The sequence below is a fragment of the Nonomuraea sp. NPDC049504 genome, assembly GCF_040676845.1.
Lineage (GTDB): Bacteria > Actinomycetota > Actinomycetes > Streptosporangiales > Streptosporangiaceae > Nonomuraea > Nonomuraea salmonea.
On record NZ_JBFAPT010000014.1, the window covers coordinates 171,975 to 195,229 of the forward strand.

Annotated in this window: 23 protein-coding genes and 1 pseudogene; 13 read left to right on the forward strand and 11 right to left on the reverse strand. The window is 71.4% G+C overall.

What is annotated here, in order from left to right; genetic code table 11:
• Window positions 1-137: 137 nt before the first annotated feature.
• The gene (locus AB0K28_RS26545; protein ID WP_364375069.1) at window positions 138-1,577 is read left to right on the forward strand and encodes an MFS transporter; all 1,440 of its coding nucleotides are present in this window, start codon (window positions 138-140) and stop codon (window positions 1,575-1,577) included.
• 58 nt (window positions 1,578-1,635) lie between these two features.
• Entirely contained in the window at window positions 1,636-2,115 is a 480-nt protein-coding gene (locus AB0K28_RS26550; protein WP_364375071.1) for a hypothetical protein, read from the forward strand.
• On the opposite strand, the gene AB0K28_RS26555 is transcribed toward AB0K28_RS26550, so the two are convergent.
• The 3 genes from AB0K28_RS26555 to AB0K28_RS26565 form a co-directional block, all read right to left on the reverse strand.
• The gene (locus tag AB0K28_RS26555) at window positions 2,087-3,451 is read right to left on the reverse strand and encodes a hypothetical protein (protein WP_364375074.1); all 1,365 of its coding nucleotides are present in this window, start codon (window positions 3,449-3,451) and stop codon (window positions 2,087-2,089) included. The genes AB0K28_RS26550 and AB0K28_RS26555 overlap by 29 nt on opposite strands.
• A gap of 158 nt (window positions 3,452-3,609) precedes the next feature.
• On the reverse strand, window positions 3,610-4,491 hold the full coding sequence (locus tag AB0K28_RS26560; RefSeq protein ID WP_364375076.1) for a hypothetical protein: 882 nt from the start codon (window positions 4,489-4,491) through the stop codon (window positions 3,610-3,612).
• On the reverse strand, window positions 4,491-5,039 hold the full coding sequence (locus AB0K28_RS26565) for an RNA polymerase sigma factor (protein ID WP_345406421.1): 549 nt from the start codon (window positions 5,037-5,039) through the stop codon (window positions 4,491-4,493). The genes AB0K28_RS26560 and AB0K28_RS26565 overlap by 1 nt, the downstream gene beginning before the upstream one ends.
• Before the next feature lie 89 nt (window positions 5,040-5,128).
• On the opposite strand from AB0K28_RS26565, the gene AB0K28_RS26570 reads away from it, so the two are divergent.
• Complete coding sequence (locus AB0K28_RS26570) at window positions 5,129-6,910, forward strand: prolyl oligopeptidase family serine peptidase (RefSeq protein ID WP_364375079.1); 1,782 nt, start codon at window positions 5,129-5,131, stop codon at window positions 6,908-6,910.
• A 5-nt stretch (window positions 6,911-6,915) separates the two neighbouring features.
• On the opposite strand, the gene AB0K28_RS26575 is transcribed toward AB0K28_RS26570, so the two are convergent.
• Genes AB0K28_RS26575 through AB0K28_RS26585 form a run of 3 tightly spaced genes read right to left on the reverse strand, consistent with a single transcriptional unit; the run spans window position 6,916 to window position 8,815 of the window.
• Window positions 6,916-7,773 carry a hypothetical protein gene (locus tag AB0K28_RS26575; protein WP_364375082.1) on the reverse strand — a complete coding sequence of 286 codons (858 nt, stop codon included), beginning with the start codon at window positions 7,771-7,773 and terminating at the stop codon, window positions 6,916-6,918.
• The gene (locus AB0K28_RS26580; RefSeq protein WP_345409862.1) at window positions 7,770-8,081 is read right to left on the reverse strand and encodes a PadR family transcriptional regulator; all 312 of its coding nucleotides are present in this window, start codon (window positions 8,079-8,081) and stop codon (window positions 7,770-7,772) included. Before AB0K28_RS26580 ends, AB0K28_RS26575 begins: the two co-directional genes overlap by 4 nt.
• 41 nt (window positions 8,082-8,122) lie before the next feature.
• Window positions 8,123-8,815 carry an SDR family oxidoreductase gene (locus tag AB0K28_RS26585; RefSeq protein ID WP_364375085.1) on the reverse strand — a complete coding sequence of 231 codons (693 nt, stop codon included), beginning with the start codon at window positions 8,813-8,815 and terminating at the stop codon, window positions 8,123-8,125.
• Window positions 8,816-8,943: 128 nt separating this feature from the next.
• Between AB0K28_RS26585 and AB0K28_RS26590 the strand changes: the two genes are divergently transcribed.
• From AB0K28_RS26590 to AB0K28_RS26600, 3 genes are read left to right on the forward strand one after another with little or no spacing between them, the layout of a single operon-like run.
• Window positions 8,944-9,825 (forward strand): helix-turn-helix transcriptional regulator, encoded by an 882-nt coding sequence (locus tag AB0K28_RS26590; protein WP_364375088.1) that lies wholly within the window; start codon window positions 8,944-8,946, stop codon window positions 9,823-9,825.
• A 9-nt stretch (window positions 9,826-9,834) separates the two neighbouring features.
• Window positions 9,835-10,011, forward strand: a complete 177-nt coding sequence (locus AB0K28_RS26595) for a hypothetical protein (protein WP_364375091.1) — start codon at window positions 9,835-9,837, stop codon at window positions 10,009-10,011.
• A gap of 59 nt (window positions 10,012-10,070) precedes the next feature.
• Entirely contained in the window at window positions 10,071-11,243 is a 1,173-nt protein-coding gene (locus tag AB0K28_RS26600) for a hypothetical protein (RefSeq protein WP_364375094.1), read from the forward strand.
• Here the strand turns inward: AB0K28_RS26600 and AB0K28_RS26605 are convergent.
• The gene (locus AB0K28_RS26605) at window positions 11,218-11,823 is read right to left on the reverse strand and encodes a hypothetical protein (RefSeq protein WP_364375097.1); all 606 of its coding nucleotides are present in this window, start codon (window positions 11,821-11,823) and stop codon (window positions 11,218-11,220) included. The genes AB0K28_RS26600 and AB0K28_RS26605 overlap by 26 nt on opposite strands.
• Window positions 11,824-11,951: 128 nt before the next feature.
• Here AB0K28_RS26605 and AB0K28_RS26610 point away from each other — a divergent pair.
• Together AB0K28_RS26610 and AB0K28_RS26615 are read left to right on the forward strand one after the other, a co-directional pair.
• Window positions 11,952-12,161, forward strand: a pseudogene (locus AB0K28_RS26610) (xylulose kinase); the annotation flags it as partial.
• Between the two features lie 313 nt (window positions 12,162-12,474).
• Entirely contained in the window at window positions 12,475-12,744 is a 270-nt protein-coding gene (locus AB0K28_RS26615; RefSeq protein ID WP_364375100.1) for a hypothetical protein, read from the forward strand.
• A gap of 54 nt (window positions 12,745-12,798) precedes the next feature.
• On the opposite strand, the gene AB0K28_RS26620 is transcribed toward AB0K28_RS26615, so the two are convergent.
• Window positions 12,799-13,476: a helix-turn-helix domain-containing protein gene (locus AB0K28_RS26620; RefSeq protein ID WP_364375103.1), complete on the reverse strand. Its 678-nt coding sequence runs from the start codon at window positions 13,474-13,476 to the stop codon at window positions 12,799-12,801.
• Between the two features lie 146 nt (window positions 13,477-13,622).
• Between AB0K28_RS26620 and AB0K28_RS26625 the strand changes: the two genes are divergently transcribed.
• Genes AB0K28_RS26625 through AB0K28_RS26635 form a run of 3 tightly spaced genes read left to right on the forward strand, consistent with a single transcriptional unit; the run spans window position 13,623 to window position 16,518 of the window.
• Window positions 13,623-14,831, forward strand: coding sequence for a cytochrome P450 (locus AB0K28_RS26625; protein WP_364375106.1), 1,209 nt, complete (start codon window positions 13,623-13,625; stop codon window positions 14,829-14,831).
• A 5-nt stretch (window positions 14,832-14,836) separates the two neighbouring features.
• Entirely contained in the window at window positions 14,837-15,763 is a 927-nt protein-coding gene (locus AB0K28_RS26630; RefSeq protein WP_364375109.1) for an ATP-binding cassette domain-containing protein, read from the forward strand.
• Window positions 15,760-16,518: an ABC transporter permease gene (locus AB0K28_RS26635; protein ID WP_364375112.1), complete on the forward strand. Its 759-nt coding sequence runs from the start codon at window positions 15,760-15,762 to the stop codon at window positions 16,516-16,518. Before AB0K28_RS26630 ends, AB0K28_RS26635 begins: the two co-directional genes overlap by 4 nt.
• 713 nt (window positions 16,519-17,231) lie before the next feature.
• Here AB0K28_RS26635 and AB0K28_RS26640 read toward each other — a convergent pair.
• Together AB0K28_RS26640 and AB0K28_RS26645 are read right to left on the reverse strand one after the other, a co-directional pair.
• Window positions 17,232-18,665 (reverse strand): MFS transporter, encoded by a 1,434-nt coding sequence (locus AB0K28_RS26640; RefSeq protein WP_364375114.1) that lies wholly within the window; start codon window positions 18,663-18,665, stop codon window positions 17,232-17,234.
• Between the two features lie 447 nt (window positions 18,666-19,112).
• On the reverse strand, window positions 19,113-19,952 hold the full coding sequence (locus tag AB0K28_RS26645) for an oxidoreductase (protein ID WP_364375117.1): 840 nt from the start codon (window positions 19,950-19,952) through the stop codon (window positions 19,113-19,115).
• Window positions 19,953-20,134: 182 nt separating this feature from the next.
• Between AB0K28_RS26645 and AB0K28_RS26650 the strand changes: the two genes are divergently transcribed.
• Window positions 20,135-20,680, forward strand: coding sequence for a TetR family transcriptional regulator (locus tag AB0K28_RS26650; protein WP_364375119.1), 546 nt, complete (start codon window positions 20,135-20,137; stop codon window positions 20,678-20,680).
• A 220-nt stretch (window positions 20,681-20,900) separates the two neighbouring features.
• Here the strand turns inward: AB0K28_RS26650 and AB0K28_RS26655 are convergent, their stop codons facing one another.
• A complete protein-coding gene (locus AB0K28_RS26655) occupies window positions 20,901-21,677 on the reverse strand; it encodes a TetR/AcrR family transcriptional regulator (protein WP_364375122.1) in 777 nt (258 codons plus the stop codon).
• A gap of 86 nt (window positions 21,678-21,763) precedes the next feature.
• Here AB0K28_RS26655 and AB0K28_RS26660 point away from each other — a divergent pair, with 86 nt between their 5' ends.
• Complete coding sequence (locus tag AB0K28_RS26660) at window positions 21,764-23,254, forward strand: MDR family MFS transporter (protein WP_364375125.1); 1,491 nt, start codon at window positions 21,764-21,766, stop codon at window positions 23,252-23,254.
• The last annotated feature ends 1 nt before the right edge of the window (window position 23,255 follow it).

Consider the following 23,255-nt stretch of genomic DNA (forward strand, 5'->3'; position numbering starts at 1 on the left):
GGCATCGGCCTGGGGCGCGCGGCCCGTGGCCTGAGGCGTCAGCCCGTCGGCTACCTGCCCCTGGTTCGTCGGCCCGTGACCTGGCACGGGCCGACGCCTCCCGCACGCAACACCTCTCGTTCTGGAGATCGTCCTTCATGACCCGCAGCTCAAGAGCCCTCGTCCCGGTGCTCGTCTTCGTGGGCATCGTGGTCTCGGTGATGCAGACCCTGCTCATCCCGGTGCTCCAAGACCTGCCGCGCCTGCTCGGCACCGGCCCGGACGACGCCACCTGGGTCATCACCTCGACCCTGCTCGCGGGCGCCGTCGCCACCCCGATCATGGGCCGCCTCGGCGACCTGCACGGCAAGCGCCGCATGCTGATCGTCAGCCTCGCGACGATGGTCGCCGGCGCCCTGATCAGCGCCCTGACGAGTGACCTTTACGTGATGATCGCCGGCCGCACCCTCCAGGGCGTCGTGATGAGCGCGGTGCCCCTCGGCCTCGGCCTGCTGCGCGACCTGCTGCCCCGCGAGCGGCGCGACCCGGCGATGGCGCTGCTGAGCTCGTCCATGGGCATCGGCGGCAGCCTCGCGCTGCCCGCCGCCGCGCTGGTCGCGCAGGTCGCCGACTGGCACGTGCTCTTCTACGGCTCCGCCGGCCTCGGCGCCCTCTGCGTCGTTCTCACCCTCCTCGCCGTCCCCGAGTCACGGGTACGCGCGCAGGGCACCTTCGACGTACGCGGCGCGGTGGGGCTGTCCGCCGGACTCGTCCTCCTCCTGCTGCCGATCAGCAAGGGCGGCGACTGGGGCTGGACCTCCGGCGTCACGCTCGGGCTGTTCGCCGCGGCGGCCACCGTCCTCGTCCTGTGGACGGTGATGGAGCTGCGGCTCCCCGCGCCGCTGGTGAACCTGCGCATCTCGGCCCGCCCGGCGGCGCTCTTCACCAACCTGGCCTCGATCATGGTCGGCATGGCCTTCCTGGTCGTCTCGCTGGTCCTGCCCCAGCTCCTGCAGTTGCCGACGAGCACCGGTCACGGGCTCGGGCAGTCCATGGTGGTGGCCGGACTGTGCATGGCCCCGCTCGGTCTGGCCATGATGCTCACGACCCCCGTCCACGCCCGGCTGTCCCGGACACCCAAGGCCGCCCTGATTCTCGGCATGCTCATCATCGCGTCCGGCTACGTCGCGGGGCTCGGGCTGATGAGCGCCGCCTGGCAGAGCCTCGTCGTCACCGCGATCCTGGGCGTGGGCACCGGCCTCGCCTACTCCTCGCTCCCCGCCCTGATCGCCTCGGCCACCCCCGCCGCGGAGACGGGTGCGGCGAACGCGCTCAACACGCTGATGCGGATGATCGGCTCGTCGATCGGCAGCGCGGTCATCGGTACGGTGCTCGCCGGCACCGCGTACCAGCTGGGCGGCGTCACCGTCCCCAGCCTGGCCGGTTTCCGCGCCTCCTTCCTGATCGCGGCGGGCGCGATGGCGATCGGCGTGCTCACCGCGCTCTTCCTGCCGCGTGAGCCGCACCGGCACTCGCGGCCCCGGCACCCGTCAGGGGTAGGGCCTTCCCTACCTCAAGTAGGGGGACGGCGGGCATGATCCGGGCCGGTCGCACGGTGAAGACTCCAGGGGTACGCACGCATCTGAGGAGGCCGTCATGACCGTCACCGAGCCCCGCACCGCCCCCGCCACACCTCCGCCCGTCCTCCGCACCGCCGCCACGCTGTGGCTGGCGGCGGTGGCGTGCGGCGCTTTCGAGGCCGCGCTCATGGTCGTCACGATGCTGTACGACGGCGTCCCGGTGACCGACGTGCTGCCGGGCATGGGGTTCCGGGTGGCCGTGTTCGCGGGGGCGACATTCCTGGCGCTGCGGTTGCGGCGCGGCGCGAACTGGGCGCGCTGGGCCCTCGCCGTCACCCTCGGCGTGTTCGGCACGATCTCGCTGGTCAAGGAGCCGATCGAGTACCTGCTCGCGGGCGGCTCGATCGTCGAAGCCGTGGCCGGTCTGGACGCGGTGGGCTGGGTCTTCGCCGCGAGCCGTGTCCTGCACGTGCTGGCCGTGGCCGGGGCGCTGACCCTGATGTTCCAGCCCCGGGCCAACGCCTACTTCAGGCACGAGCCGGTCTCGACCAGGTGAGGGCGGCGGCCAGGCAGGCGACGGGGATGACGGGCAGCACGTACCGGTGGTCGAAGTCCAGAACCGCGACCGGGCCGATCAGCAGGCCGAGGGACACGGCCCACGGCAGCAGCGCCGCGCCCGGCCGCCGGATCGCGGCAAGCGCTCCCAGCAGCAGGATCGCGGCCAGGAACGGGCCGCGCAGGTAGGCGACGTACTGGTAGGCGATGAGGACGTCCGCGTACGGCGAGACCGACGTCAGGCCCCGGATGTCCGGGTCGTACTCCCGCTTGACCTTGTCGATCAGCGGCTGGGCGGGCAGCTCCCATCGGCCCTCGCCGAAGCCGAAGGCGGGCGTCGTCCGGTCCGGGTGGGGGATCGGCGTCCAGGAGAAGGCGATGGCGGTGTCGCGGGCGACGTTCGCCAGGTAGTCCAGCGGCTGGGCCAGGATCGCCCGCACGGCGAACGCGCGGGCCAGGTCGTTGTGCGCGAACCGGTCGCCGGGCAGCAGGTTGAGCGAGGCCGCCGGTGCCCAGACGTACTCGGAGGCCGCGTCCACCTCGGTGCCGTTCGGGCACAGGCGGGCGAGGCCGGGCGGCGGCTGGATGCGGGCGCAGTCGGCGAACGTCATGGTGCGGGCCCACAGGGCGACACCGTCCGCGCCGCTGATCGCGAACCGGCCGTGGTGCTGGGCGTACCAGCCGGCGTAGGCGGCCAGCGGCAGCGCACCCGCCAGTGCCAGCGCCCCCACCGGCCGCCACCCCACCCGCCGCACCGCCAGCACCAGCACGACGAGCAGCAGCAGCGGCAGCGCGATGGTCCTGGTCAGCGCCGCCGCGGCGAACAGCAGGCCCGCGCCGGTCGCCGCCCGTAACGACAGCCGCGGCGACCACATGAGCACGGCCAGACCGGCCACGACGAGCAGGATGAACTGGGTGTCGGACAGGATCCCCGTCTCCAGCCGCAGGAACGAGGCGTCGAACAACAGCGGGACCGTCGCGACCGCCGCCACCCGGCCGGGCACCGACCCGCGGCGCAGCACGGCGTAGAGGATCAGGCCGGTGGCCAGTCCCATCACGTGCTGCACGGCCACGACCAGCTCCACGCTGTGGAACGGCAGCAGGGCCCGCAGCAGCAGCGAGTAGCCGATCGGGTGGAACGAGCCCGACGGGGCCGGGTGCACGGCCATGTCGAGGTAGGTGAAGGAGTCGTACCAGTAGAGGGTGGCGGGGCGGTAGCCGAGCATCGTCACCACCCGCAGCGCGGCGGCCAGGGCCAGCAGGACGGTGAAGAGCCGGTGGCCCGCGAGGGCGGAACGGCGCGGCGACGGCAGCGCGACGCGAGTGTCGGCGAGCACGGTGAATCCGATCGTGTGAGGGCATGCCGAGGAGAACGCACGGCGGCCGGAGAGCCGTGCGATGGGGAGGGCAGCCAGCGGCCGGCCGTACGGGGGGCGTGCGGCCAGGGAGGGCAGTCAGCGGCCGGCCGTACGGGGGGCGTGCGGCCGGGGAGGGGTCAGCAGCCGGCCGGCAGCGGGCGCTCGTCGCCGGGCTTGTCGTCGACGAGCAGGAGGGCCTGGCCGTCGGCGCTCATGACGCCGTCCAGCACGTACCAGTCGTCCGGAGGCGTGAAGCTGCGCTGTCGGCTGTGGGCGGTGTACGACGGGGTGACGCCGCGCTCGCGCAGCAGGGCCGTGACCTCGGCGACGGTCCGGTTGGCGTAGTCCACGCAGTGCAGGGGCTCGCCGGGCATGGCGATCCCGGTCGGCATCGCGTACCGCTCCCCGGGCGTGGCCCGGCGGCCGAGGATGACGCGCGCGCTCTTGTCGAAGCCGACCGGCACCTTGAGACCGACGGGGCAACCGCTGGGCCGCTCGCACGGCCCGGGACCGTCGATGGGCTTGATCGGCCCCTCAGCGGGCACCGGCTCGCCCGACCGCAGCCGGTCCATGTCGTTGATCACGAACAGCTGCCCGGCCTGGGTCGGGGACGTGGCCGCCAGCGTGAGCGTGATGTTGATCCCCCTGGCCCGCAGCTCCCGCTCGTACACCTCGGGCTCGGCCGCCAGGTCCTTGACCGTGATCACGTAGTGGTCGTCCACCAGCTTGATGTCCAGCGCGGCCGACGCGGGCGCCTGCGCGACGCCGAACGACATCAGCGCGGTCAGCGTGGCCAGCACCGGAACGGCCGTCCACCTGCGCAGCCTCGGGACGCTCGGCCGACGGCGGGCGGCGACGGGCACGGCGACGGGCACGGCGACGGGCACGGCGACGGGTACGGCGACGGGTACGGCGACGGGTACGGCCGTGACCTCGTCCAGCAGCTCCCTGGCGATCGGCGTCAGGCCGGGACCGGGGTCGGGCGCGATGCCGGCCACCAGGCGGTCGATCTCGTGCATCACAGAGCTCCCTTCGTCATCGCGACGGCACGCAGGCCGATGCGGGTCACGTCCACGCCTCTCGCCGCCAGTTGCTTGGCCAGCCGTTTCCTGGCCCGGTGCAGCCGCAACCGGGCGTTGCCGCGCGTACAGCCGAGCACGGCGGCGATCTCGTCGGCGCTCAGCCCCTCCCACCCGGCCAGCGCGAGAATCTCCCGGTCGCCCGGGCTCAGCCGGCCGAACGCCTCCCGCACGCCGCGCAGCTCGTCGCCGGGCTGCGCGGACTCCGCCACCCACAAGGCGAGCTGCTGCCCGAGCCGCTCGACCAGCTCACTCCGGCGCGACTCGGCCCGACGGCCGTTGGCGAGCACCCGGCGAGCCACCCCGAACAACCACAGGCGCGCGTCCCGCCCTTCGGGAACGTCGTCGAAGCGCCGCCAGGCGGTGGCGAACGTCTCGGCGAGCGCGTCGGCGGCGTCCTCGGGGGACTCGGTACGCCGCCGGACGTAGGCGAGGATGTCGGCGTAATGAGCAACGTAGATCACCTCGAAGCGCTGCTTACGGTCCACGTCGCCTGCCTTCTTCCGTACGAGTCCGACACCGGGTACTTGTCCGGACCCGCCCGATGGTTTCACCCCGATCGTGCGAGTATCGCCCGATGCTGACTGAAGAGCTGGTGGTCGACGCACGTCTGCCCGTCGGGCCGGCGATCTCGCCGGACGGGCGCCGGGTGGCCTACGGCGAGATGCCCGGCAGGACCATCTGGGTGGTGGACGTGGACGGGGACGCGCCACCGAGGGAGCTGGGCCAAGGGATCGACCCGAAGTGGTCGCCTGATTCGCGGTACGTCTACTTCCGGACGGAAGGCCAGCTCCATCGGGAGCCGGTCGAAGGCGGCGGCCGAAGATCGTGGAGCGGCGAGGCGGCCGCTTACCTGCCACTCGCCGACCACCACACCGTGGCCGTGCTGTCGCCGGACCCCGATGAGAGCGACCCGTGGGTGTGGAGCGAGGCCGCGGGCCGGCACCGGCTGCGGCTGCTCGACGTGCGAAGCGGCGAGGTCTACACGCCAGAGGTCTTCCAGGGGCGGCATGCGGCCGAGGTGGCCGAGCGGCCCGGGGGCGGCATGCTCGCCGTACTCACGCAGGAGTCGCCCGACCCCGGCGACCTGATGCCGCGCCTGCACCTGTTCGACCCGGCCACCGGCGAGACGCGGGAGCTGGGCGCGTGCGCCGTGCCGGCGGGATCGCTCACCTGGTGGGAGGCGGTGGACGGGTGGCACGTCGCCTACGTCGCGACGACGCCACCCGGCCCCGTCGGCGGGAACGCCGTCCTCGACGTCGCGTTGACGGACGGCAAGCACCGGAATCTCACCGAAGGTCTGCCGTTCTGCCCGCTCACCCTCACCTCAGGCGGGCTGGTGCTGGTCGCGGACGGGCTGGACGCGGCGATCCACCGCCTCGACCCGGTCACGCGACGGCTCGTCGAACTCCTGCGGTTGACGGGGCAGGCGTTCTGGCTGACGGCCGACGCGGACGGCGCGACGGTCGCGGTGGCCAGGAGCGAGGCGTACGAGCCACGATCGGTCTTCGCGGGGCCCGTCCAAGGCCCGCTGGTACGGCGCACCGACACCGCACCCGAGCTGCGCGCGATCGAGTGGGGCGCCCAGGAACGCCTGTCCTACCGGGGGCACGACGGGCTGGACCTGGACGGCCTGCTCGTCCTGCCACCCGGCAAGTCCCGCGATGACGGCCCGTTCTCCCTGGTCACGTTCGCGCACGGCGGCCCGTACGGACGCTGGGCCGACCAGTTGCTCCTGCAGCATCACGAACCCGCGCAGTGGCTGGCCGGCGACGGCCACGCCGTCTTCCTGCCCAATCCCCGGGGCGGCCAGGGTCACGGGCACGCCTTCGCGGCGAACGGCACCGTCGGCCGCGAGGAGTGGCAGGACGTGATCACCGGCATCGACCTGCTGATCGAGCGGGGGATCGCCGCCCCGGACAGGCTGGGCATCGGCGGCTACAGCCACGGCGGTTACCTGGCCGCCTGGGCCGTCGGCCAGACGGACCGCTTCAAGGCGGCACTCGTCGGCGCGGGGATCAGCGACTGGGGCATGCTGGCCGCGACGGGCGAGTTCGGCCCGTTCGAGGCGGCGCTCGGCGGCAGCCACGGCTGGGAAGGGAGGGGACCACATCCGCATGACGAGCGCAGTCCCATCTCGTACGCCTCCAGGATCCGTACGCCGGTCCTGATCGTGCACGGCGCGCAGGACACCAACGTCCCGCTCGGCCAGGCGGAGTTCCTGCACCGGGCGCTGCGCAGGTTCGGCGTCGAGCACGAGTTCGTCGTCTACCCGCGCGAGGGCCACGCCATCGCCGAACGGAACCACCGCATCGACCTGCTCCGCCGTACCAGGTCGTGGTTCCGCCGCCTGCGGTGAAGCGCTCACACCCTGGCGTGCGCCCGGCGGGCGGCGGCCAAGGAGGCCAGGACGAGGGTGGTGAGCACGCCCCAGTACAGGAAACCGCGGGCGCTGGTGTGCGGCAGGTTCTCGGCGAGGTAGACCAGGCCGGGGAACAGGTGGACGGCGGCGGCCAGCGCCCAGCGGCCGTCCCTGGCGGCGATCGTGGCGGCCAGCACCAGCAGCAGGGCCACCACCTCGAGGCCGGCTCGCGGGACGACCCAGGCCGCTTCCCACGTCGGCATCTGGGTGAGCTGCAGCATCCAGCCGGCCGGCGGGACGAGCAGCCACCACAGGGACCGGGCGGGCATCGTCGCGCCCCGCCGCACGGCCAGGGTCGTGGACACGACCGCGATCACCCAGTACGGCGCGACGGGCGCGAGGTCGCCGAACAGCGGGCCGATGTCGAGCGCCGGGGTGAAGAACCCGCCCGCGATCATGGGCCAGCTCGTCCACAGCGCGGCGAACAGCGCGAGAGGAGCCGCGACCCACATCCAGCCCCGCACGAGCGCCACCGTCAGGACGACGCCCAGCACCGTCCAGACCTCGTAGGCGAAGTAGGGCAGGACGGGAAACCGGGCGAAGGTGAATAGCGCCACGACCAGCGCGCCGAGGTGCAGCCCGTCGGCCCACGGCGGCACGCCGGCCGGACGGGCGGCCCGGACGCGGACGGCGAAGGCGCCGGCGAGGAGATGCCGCGTCTCGCGGAGCGACGGCCGGCGGGAGCCGGGCCGGGCCGCCTCCATCAGCGTGCCGGCCAGCTCCTCGCCGTGTGCGGCGCGGTACTGCTTCGGGTAGGCCCGCAGGAGGCGGCGGTAGCGCCGTTCGAGATCGTCGGTCATGCGCCGGTCGCTCCGCCCGGCCGCAGGACGAGTGCGGCGGCGCGCCGCATCCGCGCCGCCTGAGCCCGGACGGCGTGCACGCCGTCGTCGGTGATCCGGTAGTAGCGCCGCGGCCGCCCGTTGACGGTCTCCTCGCGGTCGAGCCGCACCCAGCCGGCCTCGGAGAGCCGGTCGAGCGCGCTGTACAGCGTGCCGACGGCGAGGTCGACCTCGCCGAGCGACTTGGTACGGGCCCGTTTGATGATCCCGTATCCGTGCAGCGGCTCCTCCATCAGGGCGGCGAGGATGAAGTACGTCGCCTCGGTCATCCCGATCACGTACGGACTATATATCGGCGGTCGAAGTATTGTCAGGCGGGCTGGCCCAGGGGGCGGATGGTCAGGGTGTTGAGGTCGACGCCGGGTGGCTGGTCGAGGGCGAAGCAGATGGCTTCGGCGATGGGCTGGGGTGGCAGGGCGAAGGGCGGGACGTCGGCGCCGCCCCAGAACGGGGTGTTGATCATGCCGGGGTTGACGAGGGTGACGCCGACCCCCCGGGACGTGGCGAGCAGGCGGAGGTTCTCGGCGAGCCCGGTCGTGGCCCACTTGGTGGCGGAGTAGAGGTTGCCGGGGGAGTTCTTCAGGCCGGCGACGCTGCCGATGAGCACCAGCCGCCCGCCGCTGGCCTCCAGGTGGGGGAGGGCGGCGTGCGCCAGCAGGGCGGGGCCGAGGACGTTGGTGAGGATCATCGGCGCCCACGACGCCGGGTCGCCGGCTCCGATGGAGTCGCCGGACATGAACCCGGCGTTGGCCACCGCCGCGTCGAGGGCGCCGAAGTGCGCCACGGTCTGGGTGACGGCCGACTCGGTGTCGGCCCAGTCGGCCGCGTCCGCGACGAGACCGAGCAGCCGGTCGGGGTGCCCCGCCTCGTCGAGGAACGTCTTCAGCCTGCTCTCGTCGCGGCCGGTGACGGCCACGCGGTGGCCGCGGTCGAGGAGCGAGCGCGCGGTGCGGGCGCCGATGCCGCTGGTGGCGCCGGTGATCAGTACGGTCTTGCCGGTCATGGTCAGGGCTCCTTGAGGTGAGGATGACACCTTCATGGAAGCGGCGCCGTCCGAGGGGGCCAAGGTCGCCTTTATGGGGGGTACGAACGCAACCTCCCTGGCGGCGGGACCACGGTTACGGTGGAAGCATGGAGGTCCCCGCCGACAACCGGTCGGACATCCGTGATTTCCTCGTCAGCCGGCGCGCCAAGCTCGCCCCGGAGCGGGTCGGGCTGCCCGCCGGCGGGCGCAGGCGGGTTCCCGGCCTGCGGCGCGAGGAGGTCGCGGTGCTCGCCGGCGTGAGCACCGAGTGGTACACCCGGCTGGAGAAGGGGCACATCGGCGGCGTCTCCGAGAGCGTGCTGGAGGCGGTCGCGCAGGCGTTGCGGCTCGACGAGGACGAGCGCACGTACCTGCTCGATCTGGCCAGGGCGGCCCGCCCGGCCCGCCGCAGGCCGCGGCGCCGCAAGGACGTCGCACTCCCGCCCTCCGTCCAGTGGATGGTGGACTCCATGACCATGGCCCCAGCCCTCGTCCGCAACGGGCGGCTGGACATCGTCGCGAGCAACGCGCTGTGCAGGGCCGTGTACGCGCCCATGTTCGCCAGCGGCACCACCGCCGACCGGGGCCGCGCCAACTTCGCCCGCTACCTCTTCCTCGATCCCGGCTCGCAGGGCTTCTTCGCCGACTGGGAGGACGGCGCCAAAGCCACGGTCGCGGTGCTCCGCGCCGAAGCCGGCCGCGAGCCGCACGACCAGGCCCTGCGCGAGCTCGTCGGCGAGCTGTCCACGCTCAGCCCCGACTTCCGCGCGATGTGGGCCGGTCACGACGTCCGCATCCGTCACGAAGGCGACAAGCGGCTGGACCATCCCGAAGCCGGCCGCCTGGAGATGACGTTCCGGCACCTGGACCTGCCGCTGCCGCAACGGGCCGTCCACGACCTGATCATCTATACGGCCGAGCCCGGCACCCCCACCGAGGAACGCCTCAAGCTTCTCGCGAGCTGGACCGCACCTACCGGCCGAAGGTGAAAGGTCCAGGTGTCACGCATGATGTGCCACCTCACGAAGCAGGTGGGTGGAGCGGGCGTGCCGCGTCCGCCCGTACGGTTCGACCAGATCAACGGCGGTACGCCCACCGGCATGGACCGGCCGATGGGCGCGGACGGCCTGCGGCTCATCCTCCCCCTGGGCGGCCATCGCGTCGTCGTAACCTGAGAGACGGAACAGCGGTGCATGGCGAGATCCGGCCTGGAACCGTCTCACGAGGTGAGAACATGGACGACCGCACCAGCGCATCGACCCGTACCGTCGCGAACCCCTCGCTCCCCTCGCCGGCCGGGCGCGCCGTCGCCGGGCGCGCCCTGACCTTGGAGCGCGCCGATCTCCTGCCCGAAGCACCCGGCCACCTGCATCCCGACTACGGCGGCCTGGTGGTGTGCGGCGCCGGCTCCTCGACCCGGCTGAACGCGCTGCGCCGCACCTTCAATGGAGTGCTGGCCGAAGATCGCGCCGCCTACGAGAAAGAGGTCGCCACCCCCGACGCGCCGTTCCGCCTGCCGGAGGACGCCCTGTTCGGCGGTGACCTGGACAGCGCGCTTCAGGAGCAGCTCGACAACGGGGCATCCTTCGCCATCACGCCGACCCGCTACATCAGGGCCGGCGACCCCGCGCCCTTGGAATCCGTGGTGAGGCAGGTCAAGGCGCTGCGGCGCGACGACGTCGTGGTGACGCTCCCCGTCTCGATCGGCTGGCTGCGGCCAGAGGCGCGCCCAACGCTGGTGGCCGCGATCCGCGCGATGGAACACCCCGTCGCGCTCGTCCTCGGCGGGCAGTACGACCCCCTGCAGCAGTTCGCGGCCGCCCCGCAGCAGCTTCGCCGGCTGCTGGCCGAGGTGCCGGGCACCGGGCTGTGGCGTACCGACCTGGCCGGGTTCGACGCGCTGGCCCACGGCGCCGGCTTCGCCGGCATCGGCGCGGGCGGCTCCTTGCGGCACCTCGTGCCCGCCGGTGAAGCCGCCGAGACCTCCGGCGGCGGAGCGATCCATCCGTCGGTGCTCATGCCTGAGCTGCTGCGCTTCAGCAGCGCCAAGTTCATCGCCGATCTCTATGCCAACACCGCCCCGCCCACCTGCACCTGCAGCCGGTGCCAGGGCAGACCGCTGGACGGCTTCCTCGGCCTCACGAACGCCATGAAGGCGGCGGCACACGCGCACAACAGCGCCACCTGGAACGCGTGGCTACCTGACCTGCTGGACCAACCCACCCCCGCCGACCGGCAGATCTGGTGGCGCGCCCGGTGCAAGCAGGCCGTGCAGGCACACGAGCTGGAGAACGCGCGCCTCAAGCAGCCCCATCGCCTCAAACCGCCCAAGTCATTGGAGAAGTGGGCCGACCTGCCGCTCGGCACCGATGATCAGCCGGTCATGCCTCCGCAGACAGCAGAGTGATCCGCCGGTAGGCCTGCTCAAGGAACAGCCATCCTGCGGCGGTGCGTCGGCGGCGTTCGAAGGGCGCTGGTGGCACGAGCACGCACGATTCGCCCTCGGCACCGACGATCACGCCGATGCCGTAGAAGTCGGCTTCCATCCGTACCACGTCGAGATCACGCGGCGGCTTGGGGAGCAGCATCGCGCGGGCACAGAACGGCGCGAACCGGCCCGCCCGCTCCAGCCCCGCACGCCACGATCGGGCCGGCACGAGCGCCAGGCGCGCCTCGATCGGCGCCACCGCCAACCGGGTCACCCAGCCTCGGTCCACCTGGATCGCGCCGCTCGGGAGCAGGTCGAGCGCAGCCCGGTCGATGACCGACAGCGGCACCGGCACGTTCACTGGCAGATCCAGCAGTACGCGCAACGCGTCCGGTGACGTGATGGCCCCCAGCCCGCAGCGCCGCCGCCGACCGAGCTCGGCCTGGACCGGCTCGTAGTGCAGCACGACCGAGGCGCCCCGCAGGACCACACGCGACCAGGAAGCCCGGCTCAGGGCGAGGTCCGGTGCGTCGGCGACGGCCTGGGGGAGTCCCGTCACGTCTCCACCTCCTTCGGCTCGCCGGCAGCGTACTCATGGCACGGCACCCGCCGTCGGCGCCGCACACCCGTGATGACGCACGAGCATACGCCTGCCCATCGCTCAGACCTGGAAGGTCCGCCTCGGCGGAGCCGGGCAACGCCGCCCGTACGGCCGCGGTGTGTCTGCCGCACGACTGGCTGACCTGGCGACTGTCCGGAGCCCCGGGGCTCGATGCGCTGCGCACCGACCGCAGCGAGGCCAGCGGGACCGGATCCTGGTCGGCCGCGACCGGTGAATACCGCCTGGACCTGCTCCGGTTGGCGTTCGGTCGTGACGACGTACTGCTGCCACAGGTGCTCGGGCCGACCGGTCAGCCCGGGCTGCTGCGCACCGGCGCCGCTGGGGGAGTACGTCGCCGACGGCGCCGCTCGTCAGGCGGCATGGATGTTGTCGGGCGGGCAACGGCCGCCGTCGTGGACGGTCGGGCAGGTTGAGACGCGCGAGGGGACAGCGCGCCGGAGATCCGCGAACGGTACGCCGTGGCCCGCGCAAACGTCCTCGACCGCGCTGGCTGTCGGCGGCAGAGCGTACCACTGCGATTGATCTACTTTGTAAAGGCGCCCGCTGATCGCCACCGTACATCGGATCAAGGCGCAGGCCGACAGCAAGGTGACCAAGGAGCTGATCAACGCGTTCAAGCGGGTGACTGGCAAGGAGAACATCCTGTTCAAGGTCGCCGACGCCGCGCTCGGCAACCCTGACGATCCGGTCCGCGCGGCCATCTTGCCGGCCGTCACCGGCGGTGAGCAGCCGCTCAAGGACCTGGTGCACAAGTTCACGGCCAAGGGCCCGGTCTACCGCACCACGGTGCAGACCACGCTGCGTGCCTCCTGCGCCAATCACTACAGGCGTGGCCTGATCGCGCTGCGGACACGTTGAGGGGGGCGATTGGACCACAGCACGGGAAATCCGGGCACAATCACTGCGGTCTGATCACGGTGGGAGGTCGCGCCAGCGTTCGGCCGACGCCAGAGCGTCCAGGCTGATCCGCTCGAGGAACGCACCGCCCCTGGCCAGGCGGCGTCCCACGGGTGTGTCGAGCCCGAGCGTCTGCCCCGCCGCCTTCGTGATCTCCGCCGCTGCGAGCGTCTGCTGGGCGCTGATCACGGTCGAGTGGTACCAGGCGTCGTCGTCGACCACGTAGATGTCGCGGCGCCGCTGCGGATCACGTTCGCGCCTGATCAGCCCCTGCTGGGTCAGGTAGCCCACCGCCATGGAGATCGAGGCGGGACTGACGTTCAGTCCGCGCGACAGCTCGGCCGCGGTGAGCCTGCCGTCCTCGCTCAGCCACAGGCCGATGAGCACGCGCGCCACCATCTTCGGCAGGCCCATCCCGACCGCCAGCTCGACGGCTCCCGCTTCCACTTCCAAGACCGTGCGGTCCTGGGGTCCGGGCGAACGGGCCGGAGTGCCGCGCCGTGCCCGCCGCGCCGCCGCCTGGTGCGCCCGCTCGGGGCGGTAGTCGCTGGGACCGCCGTTGCGGCCGACCTCGCGGCTGATCGTCGAGGTCGGCCGGTCCAGGCGCCTGGCGATTTCGGCGTACGAACGCCCTTCGGCGAGGCCGGCCGCGATGCGCTGGCGGTCCTGCCGGGTCAGCCTTCCGTCTGGCATGACGCCAGTATTGCGTTCGGCACCACACAATGCAACGTATCGTTGCATTCAGTCTCAGCGTCAACGCATCAAATTATTGGCTCTGGCCTGCATGGAAGGATATCGATTCATTGACGGAATTTCTGAAAGCAACGTAGCTTTCAATCATGTCGAACGCGAACTATCGCGTGGAGCCGGTCACTGTGTCCCTGGACCGCGCATCCGCCTGCCCCTTCGATCCCGCCCCTTCGCTCACCGCCCTGCGCGCGGAGCAGCCGATCGCCCGCATGGCCGCGCCTGAGGGCGCCCCCGGCGTCTGGATGATCACCGCGTACGACCTGGTCCGCCAGGTTCTCGCCGACCCGCGGTTCAGCTCCCGCTACGAGACCCACTATCACCCGCTGGCGGGCGGGCACCTGCAGCCCGCCCCCGTCGGCGACCTGACCGGCATGGACGCCCCCGAGCACACCCGCTTCCGCAAGCTGCTGGCGGGCAAGTTCACCGTCCGCAGGATGAACCTGCTCACCGAGCGGGTCACCGAGATCGCCCGTGAGCGGCTCGACGCGATGGAGCGGCAGGGACCGCCCGCCGACCTCGTCGAGGTCTTCGCGCAGCCGGTTCCGGCGCTGATGATCTGTGAGCTGCTCGGCGTGCCGTACGAGGACCGCGACCAGTTACAGAGCTTCACCCGTGCCCTGCCGGAGGCCGGGACCGCTGAGGCGCAGTACGCCGCCTTCGTCGAGCTGGGCACCTACCTGCGGGAGCTCGCGCTCGCCAAGCGGGCCGAGCCGACCGACGACCTGCTCAGCGACCTGGCCACCGGCGGCGACCTGACCGACGAGGAGCTCGGCGGCGTGGCCGCGTTCCTGCTCGGCGCCGGGCTCGACACCACCGCCAACATGCTCGCGCTCGGCACCTTCGCGCTGCTGCGCGACCCGGCCCAGCTTGCCGCCCTGCGCGGCGACCCCGGCCTGGCCGTCGGCGCCGTGGAGGAGCTGCTGCGTTACCTGTCCGTCGCCGCCACCGGTATGCGCGGCGTGCTGGAGGACGTGGAGCTCGGCGGCAGACAGCTCAAGGCGGGCGACACGGTCCTCATCGCGATCAACGCCGCCAACAGGGACCCGGCCAGGTTCGCAGGCCCCGACGTGCTCGATCTGCGCCGCTCGGCCGCCGGGCATCTGGCCTTCGGCCATGGCGTCCATCAGTGCCTTGGTCAGCAGCTTGCCCGCATCGAGATGCGCGTCGCGTTTCCCGCGCTGCTCATCCGCTTCCCGACGCTGCGGCTCGCCGTACCGGCTGAAGAGGTGTCGCTGCGCACCGACCCCTCGCAGGTGTACGGCGTGCAGAGCCTGCCCGTCACCTGGGATCGGGGGTGAACGCGATGCGAACCTTCGTCTCGGTGGCGGGGTTGCGTAAGTCCTACAGCGCCCACCGTGTCCTGGACGGCATCGACCTCGCCATCCCGCAGGGCACGGTCTTCGCGCTGCTCGGCCCGAACGGCGCGGGCAAGACCACCACGGTGCAGATCCTGTCCACCCTGATCAAGGCCGACGCGGGCGAGATCCGGGTGGCCGGGTACGACTTGGCCAAGGAGCCCGACAAGGTGCGTGCCGCGATCGGTGTCACCGGCCAGTTCTCCGCGGTCGACAGCTTCCTGACCGGCGAGGAGAACCTGCGGCTCATGGCCGACCTGCTCCACCTCGGCCGGGCCGAGGGCCGCACGCGCGCCCGCGAGCTGCTGGAGCGCTTCGACCTCACCGACGCCGCACGCAAGCCCGCGGCCGCCTACTCGGGCGGCATGCGCCGCCGCCTCGACCTCGCCATGACCCTCGTCGGCACGCCCCGGCTCATCTTCCTCGACGAGCCGACCACGGGCCTGGACCCGCGCAGCCGCCGCACCATGTGGCAGATCGTCCGCGACCTCGTCGAGCAGGACGGCGTGACCATCTTCCTGACCACCCAATACTTGGACGAGGCCGACGAACTCGCTGACCGCATCGCCCTGCTCAGCCAGGGCCGGCTGGTGGCCGAGGGCACCCCGCAGGAGCTCAAGCGCATGGTCCCCGGCGGCCACATCGTTGTGCGCTTTGCCGACCCCGACGGGTACCTCAGGGCGGCCTCTTACCTGAGGGCCGCCTCGCGCGATGAGGAGTCCCGCACCGTGCAGATCCCCGACACCGGCGTCGACGCGCTGCGCAGACTCCTGGAACGGCTCGACACGCAGGCCGTGGACGTCGCTGAACTGTCGGTGCACAAGCCCGACCTGGACGACGTCTTCCTCGCCCTGACCGAGGAGCCCACGCGATGAGGGCGATCATCGACTCCGCGACCATGCTGCGGCGCCAGATCAGGCACATGTGGCGTTACCCCACACTGATCCTCACCTACGCGGGCGTCCCGGTGGTGCTCCTGCTGCTGTTCGTCTACGTCCTCGGGGGCATCATGGGCGCCGGGATCGGCGGCGGCCGCGCCGCCTACGCCGCTTACCTCACCCCCGGCATCATGATCATGACGATCGCGAGCGCCGCGCAGGGGACCGCGATCTCGGTGGCCATGGACATGACCGAGGGCATCATCGCCAGATTCAAGACCATGGCCATCGCCCGCGTCTCGGTCCTGACCGGGCACGTGCTCGGCGCGCTCGTGCAGAACTTCATCGCGATGACGGCGGTGACGCTGACGGCCCTGCTGATCGGCTTCCGCCCCGCCGCCTCTGCGCTGGACTGGCTCGGGGTGGTCGGCGTGCTGGTGATGTTCACCTTCGCCATCACCTGGCTGTCGGCCGCGCTGGGCATGGTCACCAAGAACGTGGCCACGGCCAGCAACCTGCCGATGCCGTTGATGCTGCTGCCGTTCCTAGGCAGCGGCGTGGTCCCGCCGGAGTCGATGCCGGGCCCGCTGCGCTGGTTCGCCGAACACCAGCCGTTCACACCGGTCATCGAAACCCTGCGCGCCCTGCTGGCCGGGCAGCCGGCGGGATCCAGCTTCGCGGCGGCGGCACTCTGGAGCGCGGCCATCGCGCTGGGCGGCTACCTGTGGGCACGCAAGCTTTACAACCGATGAGGACAGACGTGTTCAAACGCATTCGTCCAGCACTTGGCCTGCTGGTTCTCGCGCCGCTGGTCGGCGAGTACCTGCTCGGTGACATCCGGGGGCAGACCAAGTACGGGAGAAAGGGATAGCGGGGTGTTGAGGTGCTGCTCAGAGGGTTTGTTTGTCGGGTGATGTGTGACCCTCCGCTTGGGTTTGGTCGCGGTTTGATGAACACGGCCGTTCGGCAGGGTTGATCATCGCTACGGTTTCCGGGTCCGGACGCCGGGATCGAGGCGAGGGACGGCCTGGGATGACGTAGAAAGGCTGCTGGCCGGTCATGGCCGAGATGCTGACGCTAACGGCCTCCCCGTAGTTCGGGGGAAATTCTGGTTGGATTTCGCTGACCTGCACTGATGCAGGCAGGTTCCTTTCGTTGATCACTTCCGCTACGGTTCGTACGGTTCCTGACCGGGGGCGGTATGGAGGTGGTCGATGTCGACCCGGATGTTCTCCGAAGACCAGCTGGACCGGTTGCGCTCGTACGTGTAACGGGTGCGCAGCCCGCGCAGTCCAGCCCCCGACAATGTGCCACCACCCTGCTACCAGCCCACATGCCATGACCGGCTTTTCAGACACCCTCCAGCCCGCCACAGCCATGCTCTGCTGTGCCTGGACGGCGCGTTCTTCGAGCTGAATGGTCGCGATGTGCCGTTGCTGTCGTGATTGTTCGGTTGTTCCGTTGATCAGGCCCGGGTGACCGCATCCGGCTGCGGGTCAGGGCTGTCGGTCGCTCGGCCCGGCGTGTGGGCGGCGTGTCGAACGGGCACGAGGGCCGCGGCGAGCGCGGCGCCGACGAGGAGCAGGGTCAGCACCGAGAAGCCGTGGGTGTAGCCGGAGACGTTGGGCAGGCCGGTGTGCGCGAGGTGGCTGGTGACGAGCAGGCTCATGATGGCGGTTCCGATGGCTCCGCCGATGGAGCGGAGGTTGGCGTTCATGCCGGTCGCGGCGCCGGCCTGCTCGGCGGGCACGCTGCTGACGATGAGGTTGGCCATGGACGCGAAGGCCAGGCCGACGCCGAGGCCGAAGACTCCCGCTGCGACGGCGATCTGCCACTGCTCGTCATGCAACAGGGCGAGGATGGCGCATGCGAGTGCGGCGAGGCCCGAACCGGCGATCAGCAGGTGCTTGGCGCCGAGCCGTGGCTCCAGGTGGCCGCTGAGGACACCGGCGACGAACATGGCGATCAGCATGGGCAGCATGAGCAGCCCGGATGCGGTGACGCTCGCACCGAAGCCGTATCCGGCCGAACTCGGCGTCTGCACGAAGCCCGGCAGGAAGGCCCAGACCGAGGAGAGGCCGGCGCCGAACAGCAGAGCGGCCGTGTTCGTGGTCCACACCGGCCGCGTGCGCAGAACGCGCAGATCGATCAGCGGGCTCGGACTGCGTGACTCGGCGCGCAGCCACAGGCCGAAGAGGACGACGGCCGCGGCGAACAGCGAGATCACGGAGGCGGAGTTCCAGCCCCACCGGCTGCCCCGGCTGACCGGCAGGAGCAGTGCCACAAGCCAGCCGGACAGCAGCAGCGCGCCGAGCCAGTTGACATGTCCCTGCGCACGGTGAGGCGATTCGGGGATGCAGCGCGCGGCTATGAGGGCGGTGACGGCGACGATGGCGACGGGGATCCAGAACAGCCAGCGGTAGTCGAGCGCGGCCACGATGGGCCCGGCGGCGACGATGCCGACGCCGCCGCCCGCGGCGATGATGGCGGACAGGTTGCTGATGCTGCCGCTGACCTGGCCGGCCTCGAACTGGTCGCGGATGATGCCGAACGAGAGCGGGAACACCGCTCCGCCGATGCCCTGGACGACACGGGCGACGATCAGGACGCCGATGGTGGGTGCCAGCGCCGCGAGCAGGCACCCTACGAGCACTGCCGCCAGGACGGCGACGAGCGTGCGCGTCTTGCCGAGCAGATCGCCGACGCGGCCGAGAATCGGGGTGAACACCGAGGCGGACAGCAGATAGGCCGTCATCACCCACGTGGTGGTGGACTGAGAGGTGTGCAGGGCGTGCTGGATCGTCGGCAACGCCGGCGCGATGAGCGACTGCAGCATCGAGAACACGCCCGCGCCACTGGCGAGGACCGCGAAGGTGAGGCGGGGCGACTTGCGGGGCATGGAATGACTCTCCGGGGAACGGAAGGATGGCGAAGGGCGCCGGGAGCAGTCGCACGCGGTGATTCGGGCGGCCACGGCTCGGGGGGCCTGGCCGGGTTCGTGCGGGCCGGCATCTCATGGGCGGGACCGAAGGTCTACCGCCGGTGTGCGACGCAGTGGGCCGGATGGGGGCCGGACGGGCCGGGCCGTGCCGAGGATGGGCCCGTGTCGTCGGTGGGCCGTTTCGCGGGCGGGCCCGTCCGGCGCGCGCGGATCTGGGCGAAGCCGCCCTGCGGTCATGTCGAAGGACAGGTAGGCGCTCCGACCAGGCCGGCTGAGCCGGCCTTCGGTGGTTACGTCGGCCTCCGGGGGTCGGGCAGCCGCGCTCCCGTGGTTGTGCCGACCTCCGGTGGTCGGGCAGCTCCCGATGGTGCCCGAGCGTGCGGGCGCATCACCGGAACGAAGTGATCAGGCGGTGGGGTAGTCCGTGGAGCGGCTGACCTCGGCCCACTCGCGGGCCTCGGCGAGGCGCGCCTCCTCGGCGCTGATGGCGATCTCCAGGGCATCGCTGCCGAGGAGCAGCCGACGCGGGGGCTTCGCCGCCTCCACCGCGCCGATGACCGCGCGGGCCATGCGGTCGGGGTCACCCGGCTCGTTGCCGGCGTACTCGGCGAACGTCGCGAGCCACGCGCCGACCGTCTCCTCGTAGTCGGAGGTGACGGGACCGGACGGCTCCGCCGCGCCCGCGGCCCAGCCGGTGCGGATACCGCCGGGCTCGACGATGGTGACCTTGACGCCGAACGGGGCCACCTCATTCGCCAGCACCTCGGAGAACCCTTCGACGGCGAATTTCGCGGTCTGATAGGCACTGAGGCCGGGCGTGCCGCCCACGCGTCCGCCGATGGACGATATCTGCACGATGTGCCCGGACCGCCGGCCCCGCATCACTGGCAGCACCGCCCGGGTCAGGTTGACCACGCCGTACAGATTCGCCTCGACCTGCGCGCGGAACTCGTCCTCTGGAAAGTCCTCGATCGAGCCGCTGGTGGCGTAACCGGCGTTGTTCACGAGCACATCGATCGAACCGAACTGCTCCACCGCCGTCGCCACCACGTCCCGGGCGTCGGACGGGGAGGTGACGTCCAGCGCCACCGCCATCAGTCGCTCAGGGTGCTCGGCCTGCAAGGAGTTCAGCTTCTCCGGCCTTCGAGAAGTCACCACCACCCTGTCGCCGGCGCTCAGCGCCGCGAGAACCAGAGCCTTGCCCAGCCCCTGCGAGCCGCCGGTGATCAGCCAAGTCCGTGACATAGCGCATCCCTCTTCTTGTGCGTCGTTTCGTCGTTCTCCCAGCGCTCCAGCGCTGGCTTGCCACTCCATGGTAGCGGTATCTCTGATTACTACAACATAGAAGTTGCATTTTGTATTGGTGGTGCGACTTGCACGTTGGATGTCGTGCCGTTAGTGACCACTGGACGTAGAATCTCCAGATCATGAGAGCTGACGCCGCACGCAACCTCACCGCTGTGCTCCAGGCCGGAGCCCAGTTGCTGGCCGAGGACCCGGGCGCCTCGATGGCGGCCATCGCCGCCGCCGCGGGAGTGGACCGCACCACCGTCCACCGCCGATTCGCCAGCCGCGAGGCGCTGCTCAGTGCCGTCTTCCAGGCCAAACTCGACTCCGCCGAACAGGTCCTGGACGAGGCGCGCCTCACCGAGGCCCCTGTTCCGGTCGCCCTCCACCGCTACCTAGAAGGGATCATCCCCGTCAGCCGTCAATGGCCTGTCGACACGCGCCGCATGATGCAGAAGGACCCCGAGGCCGACATCCGTCGCCAGGAGCAGAGCGCCCGGCTCGACGCCTTCGTCCGCCGCACCATCGACGAGGGCTACCTGCGCGCCGGCACCGACGCTGCCTGGGCGCGGGCGGTCCTTGACGGACTCGTCGACGCGGCCGCCCACAAGTTCCCCGCCATGGATCCCCCGCAAGCAGCCGACGTCGTCGCCGGCACTTTCCTCAGCGGTCTCGGCGCCACCTGACGACCGACCGGCCCGGCCGCGGTGGCTGAAGGCGGCCTCCGGCAACTCGCCCATCGACGGTTCTCACTCTCGTCAGCCGTGCGGATTGCCCTGCGGATGCGACAACTCGCCTGGGTGCGTGCGAACGCCCCGGACCGTGATCGGTCCGGGGCGCTTCCGCACATCCGGATCTGCGAGCTACCTGTCGGTGTCGTCCCCCGTCGGTCCGGTCAACATGTCGTCACGCCTGCGCGTCGTATCTCCTGGCATGCGGCGCCCCGGGGTCCGTGGCGGGGATGAGCGCGGCGATGGCGTCGAGGATGCGGTCGAGTCCTTGCCGGAAGCGTTCCTCGGGGGAGAGGTGGGCGGTGCGGGAGTCGAGGATCGATCGGTTGAACAGGGGGAAGGCGCCGGATGCGACGACGTGGCGGACGTAGGGGCCCATGTAGTCGCGCTTCCAGCGCTCGGGGTCGAGGCCGGTGCGGCGGGCCTCCTCCTGCCAGCCGATCTCGCGCCGGATCGCGCTGTGGACGTAGTCGTCCAGCATGCCGGCGAAGCCGGTGACGTCGTCGATGTCGAGCCCGGTCCCGTTGAAGGCGCCGAGCGCGTACTCGTGCACGCGCAGCAGGTGGGGGCCGAGCGTGGGGCGGCTGGTGAGCAGTGTGATCAGCCAGGGGTGGCGCAGGCCGGTGGCGCGGGTCCGCTCGGCCAGCAGCGTCAGGTCGGCGCGCCAGTCGCCGGAGGGGCCGTCGGGAAGTTCGATCTCGCTCATCGCCAGGTCGATCATGAGGTCGAACAGGTCGTCGCGGCGGGGGACGTAGCGGTAGAGCGACATGGCGCCGGTGCCCAGCTCGTCCGCGATCCGCCGCATGGTGGCGGCTTCGACGCCCTCGGCGTCGGCGATCCGGACGGCCGTGCGGGTGATCTGCTCGCGGCTGTAGCCGGGGCGCCGCCCGGGGCCGGAGCGTACGTGCACCTCCGGCTGCATCCAGATGCTGGTCACGTTCTCGTCGGCCATGCGCGTCCCTCCGCCGCTATTTGCGTACATGGTACCTGAATGGTTATGGTCCATTTCTCGTACGAGGTACGCGAATTGGAGGAAGCGTGGAAAAATCGCTCCGCTGGGGAGTGCTCGGCGTGTTGCTGGGCATGATCACAGCGCCCTTGGACGGCATGATGCTCGGCCCCGCGTTGCCGGCGATCATCAAGGACCTCGGCGGCCTGGAGTACTTCTCCTGGGTGGCCACCGCCTACCTGATCTGCATGGCCGCCTCGACACCGATCTGGGGCAAACTCGGCGACCTGTACGGCCGCAAGGTCGTCTACATGACCGCGATCGCGGTGTTCCTGCTGGGGTCCGCGCTGTCCGGGATGTCGCAGGACATGATCCAGCTCGTCGGCTTCCGCATGGTGCAGGGGCTGGGCGCGGGCGGGCTGATGACCGGCGCTCTGGCGCTGATCGGCGAGCTGGTGCCGCCCCGGCACAGCGGCAGGCTGATGGGGCTGTTCGGGGTGATGATGCCGATCGCCTTCATCGCAGGGCCGTTGCTGGGCGGGCTGTTCGCCGACGTGGGCTGGCGATGGGCGTTCTTCGTGAACGTGCCGATCGGTGTGGTCGCCTTGCTGCTCATCGGTGCGATCCGGCTGGAGCGCCGGCGGATCAGGGCCCGGATCGACTACCTCGGGGCGCTGCTGCTGACGGTGGCCCTGGTCGCGCTGAGCCTGGTCGCGAGCTGGGGCGGCACCCGGTACGCCTGGACCTCGCCGGTGATCCTGGCCCTGGTGCTGATCGGGCTGGCGGCGGTGGGCGTCCTGCTGGTGGTGGAGCGGCGCGCGGCCGAGCCGATCGTCCCGCTGCGCCTGTTCGCGGACCGTAACTTCACCCTCGCCCAGGTCATCCGGTTCCTCGGCGGCGTCGGCATGGTGGTGGCCGCGACCTTCCTGCCCCAGTACATGCAGCTCGTCCACGGCGCCTCACCGATCGCCAGCGGCCTGCTGATCCTGCCCGCCATGCTCGGCATGGTCGCCGTGCTGATCGGCAGCGGCCGGCTGATCAGCCGCACCGGCCGCTACCGGATCTATCCGCTCCTCGGCGGCGCCGCCGTGACGGCCGGGATGCTCGCGCTCCTCGTGCTGGGGCCCGGCGCCGACCTGGCGCTCGCCTCCGCACTGACGCTGATCGGCGGCGCCGGGGTGGGCCTGCTGATGCAGTCCACCACGATCATCACCATGAACACCGCCGAGCCGCGCGACATGGGGGCGGCCAGCGGCTCGGTCACCCTTTGGCACACCATGGGCGCCTCACTGGGCGTGGCCGCCCTGGGCGCCCTCTACACCGCCCGGCTGCAGGACACGCTCATCGACCGCCTCGGCGCGGAAACCGCGGGCGGGATCACCTTGACGCCCGAGGCGCTCGGCGGGCTCGCGCCGGCCGCGCGGGAGGCGGTCCGCGTCGCCGTCTCCGACGGCGTCCACGCCATGGCGCTGGGGGCCGCCGCGCTGGGCGCCCTCGCCTTCGTCCTGGCCTGGTTCATCCGCGAGGTCCCCTTGCGTGACAGTACACCGTCGGCCGAGCCCGCCCCGGCGGCAGCGTGAG